The organism is Staphylococcus nepalensis (genome assembly GCF_002442935.1).
In the GTDB taxonomy this organism is placed as follows: domain Bacteria; phylum Bacillota; class Bacilli; order Staphylococcales; family Staphylococcaceae; genus Staphylococcus; species Staphylococcus nepalensis.
In genome coordinates, this window is sequence record NZ_CP017466.1 from 110,855 (window position 1) to 124,064 (window position 13,210).

Genomic DNA, 13,210 nt, shown 5'->3' on the forward strand with positions numbered 1-13,210 from the left:
TTTTTATTATTAAAAGAAATTCAAAATGTATTAAATGTCACTTTATGTTTTCTATTAAATTTTGTTATACTAAAAAAGATGTCTTTTTATTCAAGTATAATATTTAAGAAAGTTTTTATTGATTATTAAGTATAAGATCTATTGATAAAAATTTGGGCTTTTTATAAGTGATTTTAAATGATAAAGGGAGGAAATAAATTATGAAAATTAAAAAGGCAATAATACCAGCGGCGGGCCTAGGCACAAGATTTTTACCAGCAACTAAAGCGATGCCTAAAGAAATGTTATATATCATAATAAAACCTAATATCCAACACATTCAGTAGATGTAGTAGAAGCAAGTACTGAAGATATTATTATAGTCGTAGCCCATCATAAAAGAATATTCGAAGATGTAGTATTGTTGATTCACAAATTTCAAAAAGAAAGACTATTTAGTATTAATAGATTTGTTGAAAAACTACAACCTGTAACAACATCATCCAATGAAGTGATGATGTGTAGTTACGTTCTAACACACAGATTTTTGATCATTTACAGGGACTAGAAATTGAAACAGTTAAAAAGTAAAAATAACAAATGTAATTGAACATTTAAATTTTAATAATTGTGTTTTATAAATATGTTTTCGAGTATGAATTATATGATGGTGAAAAGAATGTAAAAATAGCGATTTAATTTGGTATAAATGATGATTATATAATTAGTTTATTAAAATTACAAATGGAATAATATAAATTATAGAGGGGATATAAAATGGAAACAGTTTTGATATATGGGACCTTTTCTTCTGCTAAAGAACTAGAACAAATTTCCAGTATGTTAGAAAATGATAATAGAAAGATTATTATTGCTAATAATACAAATTCAAAATATAAAATTCATTATAGTGACTTTAAAGAAAAGTTCGACCTAATAATTAATTTTGAAAACTTAAACGATTTAAATGTATTTGAAAAAATGGATATTAAAATCATTAGCTTAAATGAGTTATTGTATGAATCATATGACTTTAAAATAAGTGTTATTATACCTGTATATAATACCCAAGAATATATACATGAATCTTTAAACAGTATCATAAATCAATCTATGGAATTAAAGGACATTCAAATTATAATAGTTAATGATGGGTCAACGGACGATTCTGATTTTATTTTATCTAAATTCCAAAAATTATATCCAGATAATATTAAGTATATATCTAAAGAAAATGAAGGTGTTTCAATTGCAAGAAATACTGGTTTAAAATATGCGAAAGGAAAATATATTAATTTTATTGATTCCGATGACAAATGGGGGTTAACCACATTAAAAAATGTATATCATTTCTTTGAAGAGAATCCGACAATCGATGTCATATCAACACGATTAAGATTCTTTGATGGTATGGTGGGTGAACATCCTTTAAACTTCAAATATGAAAATAAAGAAAATAAAATTGTAGACTTGAATATTGATTATGATCATATTCAAATGAATGCATCTTCAGCTTTTTTTAGAGCGTCTGCGTTAAAAGGATTAACATTTGATACGACTTTAAAATACGGAGAAGATGCCAAATTTGTTTTTAATGTTTTGAGAAGGACATTTAGAATCGGTTTAATGAGTTACACGCAAGGATGTTATTGGTATAGAAAAAGAAAAGATGAATCATCCGCGATTGATACTGCCTTAAAGAGACAAAACTATTATAGTCATACACTTGATAAATTTCATAATTATTTAGCGAATGAATATAAACGAAATCATCTCCCTAAATATGTTCAAATGATGATTTTATATGACTTACAATATCGTCTGAAATACCAAAATACAACATTATCAACTTTAAATAACACACAAATTGAAGCATATACCCAACGAATCATTAACCTTCTTAAAGTAATAGATGATGAGGTAATTAATAACCCTAATTTAAAACAGATTAATGCTGTATATCGAGTAGCCATTTTAGCAGTAAAATATGAAGGCTATAATTTTAATATAAGTAAAGAAGACGGTGTCTATAAAATCTTTTCAAATAATATTTTTATTAAGAATATTACAGATATGTATCTTAAAACCGAATATATTTATGAAAAAAACACAGTGTTAAAGTGTGGATTTAGTTTACCAAATATTAATATGAATATAGATGTTACACCGGTACTAGTTATTAATAAAAAAGAAATAATACACCCTGATAACGATACAATTATTACTGAACAAACTTTTTTAAATAGGAATATCAGCTTTAATAAATTTTATCGTTTTGATATTCACTTGCACGATAGTATTAAGACGATAGAAGTGAAATATTTAATTAATAATCAAACACTGGAAGATATTAAACAAGTAAGTAAAACACAGCATACAAATTTCAGTAATACCAAGATTCCATTTAGGCAATATAAAAATCGAACTTTGAAATTAATAAACAACAACAAAATAATAAATTCTAAAAAACATAGAATCCCAGTTATTAAAAATATTTTAGGTTTATTAAAAAAACATAATACTAGAAAATCTGGAATATATAAATTGATAGGTATTATTAATAAAAAAATCAATAATAAAAAAATTTGGTTATTTATAGATAGATTAGATAAAGCTGGAGATAATGCAGAAGCTCTATTTGATTACGTCTATAATAATAAAAAAGACGTAACACCTTTCTTTTTAATTAATGCATCAAGTCAAGACTACATAAAATTACAAAAAAAATATGGACCAAACGTTGTGGGCTTTAATAGTAAAAAGCATCATCTATTAATGTTTAAGGCAGAAAAAGTATTTTCTTCTCATTCTGAAGCTTATTTAAACAATCCTTTTGGCACAATTAATGGTAAATTCATAAGAGAGTTATTAGATTTTGAATTCATTTTTTTACAACATGGTATTCTTCAAAATGACCTTTCTAACTTACTACATAAACGTAATAAACCTATGGATTACTTTATTACAAGTGCCAAAAAAGAAAAAGAAGAGGTTATTCAAAAATATGGATTTAGTGAAAATGAAGTTTTACTTTCTGGTTTATCTAGATTTGATTTGTTAAAAAATAATAAGAAGAAGAAAGAAAAAAATATTACTATTATGCCAACATGGAGACCGCATTTATTAGGTGCAAGTGACAATGAATTTTTAAACAGTTTATTCTTTAAAAGTTTAATTGAATTTTTATCTAACTTTGAAATTCAAAAGATAGCAAAGAAAAATAATGTGCAATTAAATTTATGTTTACATCCGAGAATGCAAGCAAGATTTTCTAAGTTTTTTGATACATTACCTAATATCGAAGTTATAGATCATGTTGACTATAAAAAAGTAATAAGCGATACTGATATTTTAATTACGGATGTATCATCTATTGCATTTGATGTTGCATATTTAAAAAAACCTATACTGTATTATCATTTTGATATTAATGAAATCTATTCATATTCTGCTTATGAACCTGGCTATTTTAACTACTTAGAGAATGGATTCGGCCCTGTTGTTAATGATTCTCAAGCGCTAGTCTCGGAATTAATGAAAATCAAGAAAAATAATTATAAAATGAGTAAATTTTACCTTAGAAGAGTTGAATCATTTTTTGAATTCGGAGATGGATTTAATAGACAAAGAACGATTGATTTAATATCATAAAATACTTCCGTGTGAATATATTTAAAAAATATTTATGAAATTTGAATAATCAAAACCACCCGTATAACGGGTGGTTTGTTCTTCGGCTATAAGCCTTTGTTACTGACCAGCCCTGATAAGGGCTCTGAGAAGATCAGCCACATATACTACTTTCCTAACAACCCTTAAAAGGGTTGTTTTATTTTTTCTTCTTAGTTTCTTCGCCAGTAAAAGGATCTATATATTCAACAAGTGTTAATTGCTCCGCAACGATATCCTCTTGTAATTGATTATGAATATAATTTTCTATAACTTTTTTATTTCTTCCAACTGTATCAACGTAAAAACCTTTACACCAAAATTTTCTGTTACCATATCTATATTTTAAATGTGCATGTCTATCAAAAATCAACAAACTACTCTTTCCTTTTAAATATCCTACAAATTGCGAAACGCTTAATTTGGGTGGAATACTAACTAACATATGAATGTGATCTTTACATGCTTCAGCTTCAATAATTTCTACGCCTTTTCTTTCACACAGCTGTCGCAATATTATACCAATATCTTTCTTTATTTTTCCGTATATAATTTGTCTTCTATATTTAGGAGCGAAGACAATGTGATACTTACAATTCCATTTTGTATGTGCTAAACTATTTATATCTGATGACATAAGTTGCATCTCCTCGTGTTGTTTATTTTGGTTGGCTGACCAAATATTATTTTAGCACGTAGAGATGCAATTTTTAATACAACGATAAAACCATACTACACCATACGCTATGCGTATGGTTTTTTTATCCAAAAATAATTAATCACCCACTTTTAGCAAATAATGCTAAAAGTGGGTGAATTTATAATTTTTTTATGACAGATTTGTTGATTAAACTTTAAGTAATAAACGTCTTATTAATCTTTGGAATTACTAATATATTTTTTAGTAATATCACTGATAGGGAGAAGCGTATCATAAATGATGCGGTTTTTATAAGGTTCTTCTTATTAGTGAAATTGTTAAAAAAAACAAAATGCAATGAACTGACAAATTAAAATCGCTTTAAGTCGTATTCTCAAAGAATCTATAAATCACTCGTATGTACACAGCCCCTTACTATAAGTTAAAGTGTCACTTTTCGGTTCTAATATTTATTATTCATAAGATATGCAATATATGATACAATTCATTCAAATGTATATTTGAATGAGGTGCTCTATGGTTCAGACTATTATAACTGCGGCAATACTTTATATTGCAACTGCGGTAGATTTATTTGTGATTTTATTAATATTTTTTGCTAGAGCAAAGACTAGAAAAGAATTTAGGGATATTTATATAGGTCAATATTTAGGATCGATTATCCTCATATTAGTCAGTTTATTTTTAGCTTTTGTGTTAAATTATGTTCCAGAGAAATGGATATTAGGTTTATTAGGTTTAATCCCCATCTACTTAGGTATAAAAGTTGCTATTTATGATGATTGTGAAGGTGAAAAAAGAGCAAAAAAAGAATTAAACGAAAAAGGTTTGTCCAAATTAGTAGGGACTGTTTCTTTAGTGACAATTGCAAGTTGTGGTGCAGATAATATTGGTTTATTTGTCCCTTATTTTGTAGCATTGGATATTATTGAATTACTGACTACCTTAATTGTATTTTTAGTTTTAATTTTCTTTTTAGTATTCACAGCACAAAAACTAGCTAGAATTCCTGGTGTGGGTGAAATTGTTGAGAAATTCAGTCGTTGGATTATGGCTGTTATTTACATAGCATTGGGCTTATTTATTATTATTGAAAATGAAACCATACAAACAATATTAGGATTTATATTATAAATTAAGGTGTGACTTAATATGAGTAACAATAAAATTTGTGACGTCATTTGTGTTCATGAGGAAAAAGTGAATTATGCTTTAAGATTTTTAAAAGAAGAAAAAACTCAACGGCTTATCAATACATTATTAAAGATAAGTGATGAGAATAAGCTGAAAATTATATTAGCTCTAATTAAAGAGAAAGAATTATGTGTTTGTGACTTATCTATAACATTAGGTTTGAGTATAGCTTCAACATCACATCATTTGAGAGCCCTGTATAAAAGAGACGTGCTGAATTTTTACAAGGATGGGAAAATGGTATACTATTATATCAAAGATATAGAAATGAAATCATTATTAATAAAATGTATGACTTAAATATAAAGAAACGCTCACATTAAACGAGCGTTTCTTTGAATTCTTGTATTCTTTTTCCAATTTCATCTCTAACACGTTGAAATTCTGGCCATTCTTTTCCTGCTGGATCATCAAAGCCCCAGTGTTCTTTTTTAACATTAGGTGGTAATATAGGGCAATTATCGTCTGCATCACTACATAATGTTACGACCAAATCTGACTGTTCTAAGATATCACTATCAATCAAATCTGATGTATGGTTTGAGATATCAATATCCACTTCTTTCATAGCTTCTATTGCTTTAGGATTAACACCATGTGTTTCAATACCAGCAGAATAGACATTCCAATCTTCACCCAATATTTCTTTTCCCCAACCTTCAGCCATTTGGCTACGACAAGAGTTTCCTGTACATATAAAATAAATTGTTTTCTTATCCATAATTAAAGCCTCTTTTCTTAAAATATGATTAGTGTAAGGTATAAACCTAAGAGTGTTACAAATAGGACCGGAATAGTAATGATAATTCCAATTTTAAAGTATGTTCCCCACGAAATTTTCACACCTTTTTGTGTTAAGACATGTAGCCACAATAATGTTGCTAAAGAACCAATCGGTGTTATTTTAGGTCCTAAATCAGAACCTATGACATTCGCATAAACCATACCTTCTTTAATTGTTCCAACTACATTCGATTGTCCGATAGCAATTGCATCTATTAAAACTGTAGGCATATTATTCATAATTGATGATAACAAAGCAGATATAAAGCCCATGCCCATAACACTACTGAATAGTCCATAACTTGAAATATTGGATAATGCATCAGCTAAAATTGTGGTGATGCCTACGTTTTTCAAGCCGAATACGACTAAATACATACCAATTGAAAATAGGACAATATTCCATGGTGCACCTTTAATTACTTGTTTCGTATGCACAGCTTCGGAATTGCGAGCTAACAGTACAAAGATAATAGCAATAATACCAGCAATGATTGATACAGGGATTTGAATAAACTCACTAACAAGATAACCCACAAGTAGTATTGCTAATACAATCCATGAAATCTTAAATAATTTAAAATCTTTAATTGCATTTTTAGGATGTGAAAGATTTTCTGTATCGAACGTTTTAGGTATAGATTTTCTGAAATATAACCATAAAACGAGAATACTAGCAATCAGAGAGAATATATTAGGAATAATCATTCGACTAAAATATTCAATAAATCCAATATCGAAGTAATCTGCAGAAACGATATTAACTAAGTTACTTACAATTAAGGGTAGTGATGTAGTATCAGCGATAAAGCCACTGGCAATGATGAATGGGAAAATAACTTTTTTATTAAACCCTAGATTTCTTACCATCGCTAATACAATAGGAGTTAAGATTAAAGCTGCACCATCATTTGCGAAAAATGCTGCTACAATTGCCCCAAGTAACATAATAAAAACAAACATTTTTAAGCCATTACCGTTTGAAGCCTTGACCATATGTATTGCAGACCATTCAAAAAAACCAATTTCATCTAATATTAATGAAATAAGAATAACAGCTACAAAAGTTAAAGTTGCATTCCAAACAATACCGGTTACTTCTAATACATCGGAAAAACTTACGACTCCTGTAATGATAGCAACAACAGCTCCAATTAAAGCTGTAATACCAATATCTAAACCTTTTGGTTGCCATATCACAAAGATTAAAGTTAACAAGAAGATTATAATTGCTAAAATGGTCATCAACAGTCACCTGATTTCACATTTTTACATACACATCTTTGATTAGATGTATTAATGATGTTTAAGTTTTGAATAATATCATCTAAAATAGCATGATTAAGTTGATACCAATGTTTGTTGCCGTCTTTTCGTGTTGTAACTAATTCGTTATCTACTAATGACTTCATATGATGACTTAGTGTAGGTTGTGAGAATTGAAAGTGTTCTAATAAGTCACAAGCGCATAGTTCACCACAAGAAAGTAAATCTAATATTTCTAACCTGCTTGGATCTGATAAAACTTTTAATATTGCTGATAATTCTTTATAAGACATAAATATACCTCCTATTCATTACATAGATTAACATCTATATAGCTTTATGTCTATGTAGTTTTTTGACTAATTTTAGTATTAGATTAGAATGCGTCCTAAATAACTAGTTTTATTATCTTGCAAAAGTTGAAATAATAATTTATATTTAATACATCAAAAAAAATTGATGTATCATTTTAGTATTTTATAAAGGAGTTCGATTTTATGAGAATAAATCATGCAGGTACATTATCTGTTGATTATTTTGTTAGCTACTTAAATCTAATTATGATATCAAGAGAAGTTTCTTTAAAAGAAGCTATATCATATATGAAAAATGAGTTCTTTAAAGGAGAACCTGACATGTATGGTAAAATAACAGAAACTCATTTTAATCAAGTAATACAAGAACTCAAACAAAAATAGAAATATCTATATATAAGAGAGGTGATTATTTAATGGAAATTATTAAGTCCAGTCCTAATAGAAGTGAGGAAGAACAATTAGACTTTTATGAACAGATGTTTAATGCGCTAGCTGATAAAATCAGGCTTAAAATTCTACAATCAATACGTCAAAGCGATTCAAAATCTTTATGTGTTTGTGATCTAGAAGAATTATTAGCGTTAAAACAATCTAAACTTTCCTATCATTTAAAAAAATTAGTAGATGCAAATATTCTTATTGCTGAAAAGCATGGCACATGGAATTATTATAAAATTAATGAGCAACAAATACAGGTGGTTTTAAATGAAGATACTTGCTGTAAGATACCTTAAGTATCTTCTTTATAACATAGAATTAATCAAATTTTTTTGATTAATATATCAAGAAAAGTTGATTAAATGAATTCGGAGGCGTTATACTAATGATAGATTCAATTATGGAATTCATAAAAACATTTCTGATGTTATTTTTTGAATTATTATTACTATTTATAGTAGTGAGTTTTATAGTAAGTCTGATTCAACAAGTTGTTTCAGAAGAAAAAATTATAAAGCTTTTGAGCAAACCTAATGAAGTCGTCAATTATATATTAGGTATGATATTTGGTGCTGTTACACCATTTTGTTCTTGTTCAACTATTCCAATACTTGCAGGTCTATTAAATTCCAAAGTTCCTTTTGGTCCAGCAATGAGTTTCTTAATTGCTTCACCGTTAATGAACCCACTAATGATATTTATGTTATGGGCTTTATTAGGATGGAAAGTAGCCATTGTTTATTTTGTAGTACTAGCAATTTTCAGTATTTTAACAGGTTTAGTATTTTCAAAAATGAATTTAGCTGAAAGTTATAAAGGGGTCAATGTTAAAGGTGATGGCTTTTTTGCTAATAAAACAGGATCTCGTTTTAAACAAGCATTAAACGATGCGTGGGCATTTTTATACCCAATGTTACCTTATCTATTTATTGGTGTATTTATTGGTGCCTTTATATATGGATTCATACCTGAAGAATTTATAACTAAGTATGCAAGTGGTGATGGTTTTATATCGGTGTTTATTGCTTCTGTTATCGGTATCCCTATGTATATCAGACCAGAAACAATGTTACCTATAGCCGAAGCATTAGTATCAAAAGGTATGTCGCTAGGAACAGTAGTTGCATTAATAATTGGTGGTGCTGGTGCAAGTATTCCAGAGGTCGTATTGCTATCTAAGCTATTCAAGAAAAAATTTGTAATATCATTCATTATTGCAATTTTAATTGTAGCCATTGCTACAGGTTTGATTGTGAATATCATTATTTAAAGGAGGTGAAATAATGGGTATTAAAGACGCATTAAAAAAAATAAAACCTCAAGAACAGTCATGTTGTTCGGTAGAAATTGAGGAAAAGAACGAAAAAAAAGAAAAAGATGAAAAAGAGCAAGAAGATAATAACAATTGCTGTAACAATTAATATAAGGGCCTGGAATTTATATCCAGGCCCTTATATTAATCTATTTTGCTACGCTTTTCTATATTTATTCTACAATAATTTAAAAAAGGACACATTTTGAAATCAATGTGTCTTTGAAAATGGTTACCTCTATATTATGCTTTGATTTCTACAGGTTCACTAAAGTGATTTTCTATAATTCTTGTTATTTCTTTACCTAGTGGTCCTTTTATTGTGAAAGTTCTTTTGAAATAAGAACCTAAAATACCTAGACCTGCTGCTGCACCGACACCTTTTCCAATGCCTTTGCCTATCGTTTTTATGATGTTACTCATGATTATCATTCCTTTCATTATTATTAATATTATTTGTAAAACATTGTCTGCTTGGTTTACTTTTGAACTTGTTGTTTTAAATATGTTAATTGTAGTAAAAGTAATTCATCAATCACTTGTTCTCTTAAATCAGGGGGTGAAATGATACGTATATTGGATCGATATATAAAACGGAGTTGAATAGCTTCGACTCTTGTCATCTTGAAAGTGACAATAAGATAATGTGCATCATATTTTTCTATTACATGAATTTGATAATATCGATGCATTTTTGACCACACATCTTTACCGATTTAAAACGTGATATAGGTTTGTAACTTTGATTTTTCTTGTATATCCACAGATTTTTCAGACAAACTCAGATTCATTTGATTAATATCATCTATATAAATTTCATTCATTGCGCGAACAACTAATGATGCTGGCAAAATACCTGTTTGATTTTTATCAATTTCAAAGCGGTCAAGATATTTTAGTAATGTAGTTCGATGACCTGAATGATGTTTGATGATTAATAATTTAAGATATTGATAAAAGTAATGACTTAATTTGGGTGTCGTCAGGTATAAAGCAGTCAAAATATCATACATAAAATGCATATTTTCATGCTTATCTTGTTCGAGCTTATAACTTTCTGATTTATAATCGTACGTGATTGCTTTAGGTGTACTGATCCACGATTTACTTTCATATAAGAAGTTTCTGATATCGTCGATATCTCTTTGTATCGTCCTAGGACTCTTATTGAGTTCTAATGTAAGTGATTGTTTGTTGACGGATTTATTCTGTAGTAAACGATGGTATATTGTTAATATTCGAAATGCACGATCCAATATGTCACCTCCTTTAAGTTATATATTACAAAATAGGTTTGTCACAATAAGTCAATCCTCCGTATATTTAATAAAAGTTGTGAAAAATATTTTTTAGATAAATACATTTATATAAAGAGATTTTATAAATATTGATAAGTGAAGAAATAGCGGTAATGACAAAATACGGCTATACCTCTACTTTTAAATTATGTTTTCTAATGGAATAGGCGTTACTATTTGAGAAAATAACATGCCCATCATTTCACTGATGAGCATTAATCGTTCGGTCACATTGATATCTTCAGGAGAGGGTGTTACATCTCCACTTGGATGGTTATGTCCTAGCATAATACTGTTGGCGTTACTGAGCATCGCTGTTTTGAATGTTTCTCTGGGGTGAATCACTGTTTGGTTAATAGAACCTATCGATAGTGTTTGAATATGTGTAGGTTCGTTTTTACTATTCATACATATAAGTATGAGATGTTCTCGATCACTGTTTCCAATGAATGAACGCATAATTTCTGCCGCATCACCAGGGTTTGAAATACGATTTTTTAGATAATTTAATGTATCTCTTTTTATCATTTGTAGTGAAACAATATTGATTTCTTTCATCGTTTCCCTCCATATATGGGTTATGCTTTCAAAGTCCATTTCTGTCTTGCTTTTGGATTAAGGGGGTGCATGATTTCATTGGTTACTGGGTTCATGAGTTGTTTCACTTTCGTCTTATGTGGTTTCAACATCTCTAATACTTCATTGACACGTGCTTCAACAACGGGCTTTTTAGCGTAAGCACCCCAGGCTAATATTACTTCATCCGATTCTTTCACTGCCTTCATAATTTGAATATCGGTATGATTATCATAGGAGTTTTCTAGATGTTTGAGATTGAGGGGTGTTGTAATATTGGAATATAGATTCACAAAATTGATTGAGCCAAATTCATCCATTTCTGAAACTTTGTTCATAATGAGCTGAGTTGTTAAGTCTATACGAAGAAGGCCCATAAAATTTGGATACATCGTGATGATTGTAAGTGTTTGTTTTTCACTGTCCCATGTTTTCTTAAGTAGATAGCGATGCATTTTATCTTCACTGAATATGGCTTCAGTTTCTAATGTATTTTTTATTGTTTTCATGTAATATTCACTCCTCTAGTATTCTTCTGGTAATAACATGACGTAATAAGAAAGGTCTACATCATCTTCTCGGATAATATAGACCTTATTTATATTGATAGCTTTTGAATAATTAGCTTTATGTGTTTTGATGTACTCAGGACGTTCTTGTTTGTGTTTGATATATAATTGATCATTATGCATGTTGAACTGGAAGATATGAAAGTAATCTATTGCTTCTAGTTCCTTGGACTGTTCGTTTTCACGTTTAGAGACGAGTTGCCATAATTGTTTTTGTAAGGAGATAGGTAAGCTATTGGCAATCCCCCGTGTTATATATTTATTCATAAGCGTTTTCCTTTCGTTCTGATTCTTTCATCCATGTAATGATTTCGCTTAGGATAGTGATGACTAATTGTGTTAGTTTGATATATTTATGCATTTTATTGTCCTCCTGTTAGTAAGTATCGTTGATCCAAAAGGGGCATGATGGTGTTGTGTAGATATAAGAAATCCATATCGTGATTTTCAACGATATAGCCGATGGCTATGAGCTGCTTCTGATAATAGAGGATGAATGGATAGATATTACTTTCGTGAAGTGTATCAGAGTAGTAGGTGTAGGTTTGAAGTATTTTATTACTGAGTGGCCCAAGCCTTACATATTGGTCAGGTAAGATATGATCAGCGATTTCCTCGATAGATTCACATTCCCACTTTTCATCTTTTGGCAGTTTGAATAAGTTGGTTATATAGTGCTTGAGTTGTTGTTCTAGTGTCATCATTATGACCTCCTAATGTGTTTGATGGATGTATGCATGTGATACATCATTTTGATAATATAAGTTTGAAATACGATTTGTTTCGCCTAGAAATCCCACTGAAATACAGAAAAGATCCCAATCGAAAGTCATGACAATTGTTGATATGACAAGGAAATCCCGTTATCCCGCTCATTTCTCGGGAAATATAGCTATATATTTATATATCATTTGGATTAATAGGTGTGGTTATGATTTACTTTTTTCTTTTTATATTATTTATTTATAAATAATAATGGGATTTTGGGATTACGCTTGCGTAATCCTTCTTATACATGAAGTTATCCAATACCGTTGCTATCCCGCTCGTATTTTATTTTGGGATGTTCTTTCGTCATATCAATATAAGCTTCACATTGAGCCATGATTTGTTAGCGTGTTGAATATATTTGTTAGATGAGTGTTATT

General features: G+C 29.1%; 18 protein-coding genes and 1 pseudogene. 8 read left to right on the plus strand and 11 right to left on the minus strand.

The features are described from left to right. Positions 1–200 precede the first annotated feature (200 nt). Together BJG89_RS00490 and BJG89_RS00495 are read left to right on the plus strand one after the other, a co-directional pair. A pseudogene (locus BJG89_RS00490) lies at positions 201–394 on the plus strand (sugar phosphate nucleotidyltransferase); the annotation flags it as partial. Between the two features lie 362 nt (positions 395–756). After that, on the plus strand, positions 757–3,630 hold the full coding sequence (locus tag BJG89_RS00495) for a bifunctional glycosyltransferase/CDP-glycerol:glycerophosphate glycerophosphotransferase (protein ID WP_096808028.1): 2,874 nt from the start codon (positions 757–759) through the stop codon (positions 3,628–3,630). 178 nt (positions 3,631–3,808) lie between these two features. Here the strand turns inward: BJG89_RS00495 and tnpA are convergent, their stop codons facing one another. Further along, positions 3,809–4,285 carry an IS200/IS605 family transposase gene (gene tnpA / locus BJG89_RS00500; protein ID WP_096808029.1) on the minus strand — a complete coding sequence of 159 codons (477 nt, stop codon included), beginning with the start codon at positions 4,283–4,285 and terminating at the stop codon, positions 3,809–3,811. Between the two features lie 540 nt (positions 4,286–4,825). On the opposite strand from tnpA, the gene BJG89_RS00505 reads away from it, so the two are divergent. Together BJG89_RS00505 and BJG89_RS00510 are read left to right on the plus strand one after the other, a co-directional pair. Continuing rightward, a complete protein-coding gene (locus BJG89_RS00505) occupies positions 4,826–5,443 on the plus strand; it encodes a CadD family cadmium resistance transporter (protein WP_038024172.1) in 618 nt (205 codons plus the stop codon). An 18-nt stretch (positions 5,444–5,461) separates the two neighbouring features. Then, positions 5,462–5,803 carry an ArsR/SmtB family transcription factor gene (locus BJG89_RS00510; protein ID WP_002469817.1) on the plus strand — a complete coding sequence of 114 codons (342 nt, stop codon included), beginning with the start codon at positions 5,462–5,464 and terminating at the stop codon, positions 5,801–5,803. Positions 5,804–5,822: 19 nt separating this feature from the next. On the opposite strand, the gene arsC is transcribed toward BJG89_RS00510, so the two are convergent. The 3 genes from arsC to arsR are packed head-to-tail and all read right to left on the minus strand — an operon-like array spanning position 5,823 to position 7,845. Further along, positions 5,823–6,224: an arsenate reductase (thioredoxin) gene (gene arsC / locus BJG89_RS00515; RefSeq protein ID WP_002434455.1), complete on the minus strand. Its 402-nt coding sequence runs from the start codon at positions 6,222–6,224 to the stop codon at positions 5,823–5,825. A gap of 17 nt (positions 6,225–6,241) precedes the next feature. Then, a complete protein-coding gene (gene arsB / locus BJG89_RS00520) occupies positions 6,242–7,534 on the minus strand; it encodes an arsenite efflux transporter membrane subunit ArsB (RefSeq protein WP_186333490.1) in 1,293 nt (430 codons plus the stop codon). Then, positions 7,531–7,845: an As(III)-sensing metalloregulatory transcriptional repressor ArsR gene (arsR, locus tag BJG89_RS00525; RefSeq protein WP_065865872.1), complete on the minus strand. Its 315-nt coding sequence runs from the start codon at positions 7,843–7,845 to the stop codon at positions 7,531–7,533. Before arsR ends, arsB begins: the two co-directional genes overlap by 4 nt. A 204-nt stretch (positions 7,846–8,049) precedes the next feature. Here arsR and BJG89_RS00530 point away from each other — a divergent pair, with 204 nt between their 5' ends. The 4 genes from BJG89_RS00530 (at position 8,050) to BJG89_RS00545 (ending at position 9,728) form a co-directional block, all read left to right on the plus strand. After that, positions 8,050–8,250, plus strand: a complete 201-nt coding sequence (locus BJG89_RS00530) for a hypothetical protein (RefSeq protein ID WP_038025466.1) — start codon at positions 8,050–8,052, stop codon at positions 8,248–8,250. A gap of 32 nt (positions 8,251–8,282) precedes the next feature. Continuing rightward, the gene (locus BJG89_RS00535; RefSeq protein ID WP_070704789.1) at positions 8,283–8,603 is read left to right on the plus strand and encodes an ArsR/SmtB family transcription factor; all 321 of its coding nucleotides are present in this window, start codon (positions 8,283–8,285) and stop codon (positions 8,601–8,603) included. A gap of 89 nt (positions 8,604–8,692) precedes the next feature. Further along, positions 8,693–9,577 (plus strand): permease, encoded by an 885-nt coding sequence (locus BJG89_RS00540; RefSeq protein ID WP_096808031.1) that lies wholly within the window; start codon positions 8,693–8,695, stop codon positions 9,575–9,577. A 13-nt stretch (positions 9,578–9,590) separates the two neighbouring features. Continuing rightward, the gene (locus BJG89_RS00545; protein ID WP_096808032.1) at positions 9,591–9,728 is read left to right on the plus strand and encodes a hypothetical protein; all 138 of its coding nucleotides are present in this window, start codon (positions 9,591–9,593) and stop codon (positions 9,726–9,728) included. A gap of 134 nt (positions 9,729–9,862) precedes the next feature. Here the strand turns inward: BJG89_RS00545 and BJG89_RS00550 are convergent, their stop codons facing one another. The 7 genes from BJG89_RS00550 to BJG89_RS00575 all read right to left on the minus strand — a co-directional run bounded on the left by BJG89_RS00550 (position 9,863) and on the right by BJG89_RS00575 (position 12,763). Then, positions 9,863–10,042 (minus strand): hypothetical protein, encoded by a 180-nt coding sequence (locus BJG89_RS00550; protein ID WP_065865875.1) that lies wholly within the window; start codon positions 10,040–10,042, stop codon positions 9,863–9,865. A 56-nt stretch (positions 10,043–10,098) separates the two neighbouring features. Further along, on the minus strand, positions 10,099–10,311 hold the full coding sequence (locus BJG89_RS14665) for a hypothetical protein (RefSeq protein ID WP_232514192.1): 213 nt from the start codon (positions 10,309–10,311) through the stop codon (positions 10,099–10,101). Positions 10,312–10,335: 24 nt separating this feature from the next. Next, positions 10,336–10,875, minus strand: a complete 540-nt coding sequence (locus BJG89_RS00555) for an HTH domain-containing protein (RefSeq protein ID WP_232514193.1) — start codon at positions 10,873–10,875, stop codon at positions 10,336–10,338. 183 nt (positions 10,876–11,058) lie between these two features. Then, the gene (locus BJG89_RS00560; protein WP_232514194.1) at positions 11,059–11,475 is read right to left on the minus strand and encodes a JAB domain-containing protein; all 417 of its coding nucleotides are present in this window, start codon (positions 11,473–11,475) and stop codon (positions 11,059–11,061) included. A 20-nt stretch (positions 11,476–11,495) separates the two neighbouring features. Continuing rightward, positions 11,496–12,002: a DUF1643 domain-containing protein gene (locus tag BJG89_RS00565; RefSeq protein WP_096808033.1), complete on the minus strand. Its 507-nt coding sequence runs from the start codon at positions 12,000–12,002 to the stop codon at positions 11,496–11,498. A gap of 15 nt (positions 12,003–12,017) precedes the next feature. Beyond that, complete coding sequence (locus BJG89_RS00570; protein WP_096808034.1) at positions 12,018–12,329, minus strand: DUF960 family protein; 312 nt, start codon at positions 12,327–12,329, stop codon at positions 12,018–12,020. A gap of 95 nt (positions 12,330–12,424) precedes the next feature. Beyond that, a complete protein-coding gene (locus BJG89_RS00575; RefSeq protein WP_096808035.1) occupies positions 12,425–12,763 on the minus strand; it encodes an SAUGI family uracil-DNA glycosylase inhibitor in 339 nt (112 codons plus the stop codon). Positions 12,764–13,210: the final 447 nt, after the last annotated feature.

Coding starts and splice junctions, on each gene's coding strand:
- BJG89_RS00495 (WP_096808028.1), top strand. CDS start 757: ATGGAAACAGTTTTGATATATGGGACCTTTTCTTCTGCTAAAGAACTA.
- arsC (WP_002434455.1), bottom strand. CDS start 6,224: ATGGATAAGAAAACAATTTATTTTATATGTACAGGAAACTCTTGTCGT.
- BJG89_RS00570 (WP_096808034.1), bottom strand. CDS start 12,329: ATGAATAAATATATAACACGGGGGATTGCCAATAGCTTACCTATCTCC.
- BJG89_RS00565 (WP_096808033.1), bottom strand. CDS start 12,002: ATGAAAACAATAAAAAATACATTAGAAACTGAAGCCATATTCAGTGAA.
- BJG89_RS00545 (WP_096808032.1), top strand. CDS start 9,591: ATGGGTATTAAAGACGCATTAAAAAAAATAAAACCTCAAGAACAGTCA.
- BJG89_RS00540 (WP_096808031.1), top strand. CDS start 8,693: ATGATAGATTCAATTATGGAATTCATAAAAACATTTCTGATGTTATTT.
- BJG89_RS00550 (WP_065865875.1), bottom strand. CDS start 10,042: ATGAGTAACATCATAAAAACGATAGGCAAAGGCATTGGAAAAGGTGTC.
- tnpA (WP_096808029.1), bottom strand. CDS start 4,285: ATGTCATCAGATATAAATAGTTTAGCACATACAAAATGGAATTGTAAG.
- BJG89_RS00575 (WP_096808035.1), bottom strand. CDS start 12,763: ATGACACTAGAACAACAACTCAAGCACTATATAACCAACTTATTCAAA.
- BJG89_RS00530 (WP_038025466.1), top strand. CDS start 8,050: ATGAGAATAAATCATGCAGGTACATTATCTGTTGATTATTTTGTTAGC.
- BJG89_RS00505 (WP_038024172.1), top strand. CDS start 4,826: ATGGTTCAGACTATTATAACTGCGGCAATACTTTATATTGCAACTGCG.
- BJG89_RS00510 (WP_002469817.1), top strand. CDS start 5,462: ATGAGTAACAATAAAATTTGTGACGTCATTTGTGTTCATGAGGAAAAA.
- BJG89_RS00560 (WP_232514194.1), bottom strand. CDS start 11,475: ATGAAAGAAATCAATATTGTTTCACTACAAATGATAAAAAGAGATACA.
- BJG89_RS00535 (WP_070704789.1), top strand. CDS start 8,283: ATGGAAATTATTAAGTCCAGTCCTAATAGAAGTGAGGAAGAACAATTA.
- arsR (WP_065865872.1), bottom strand. CDS start 7,845: ATGTCTTATAAAGAATTATCAGCAATATTAAAAGTTTTATCAGATCCA.
- BJG89_RS14665 (WP_232514192.1), bottom strand. CDS start 10,311: ATGCATCGATATTATCAAATTCATGTAATAGAAAAATATGATGCACAT.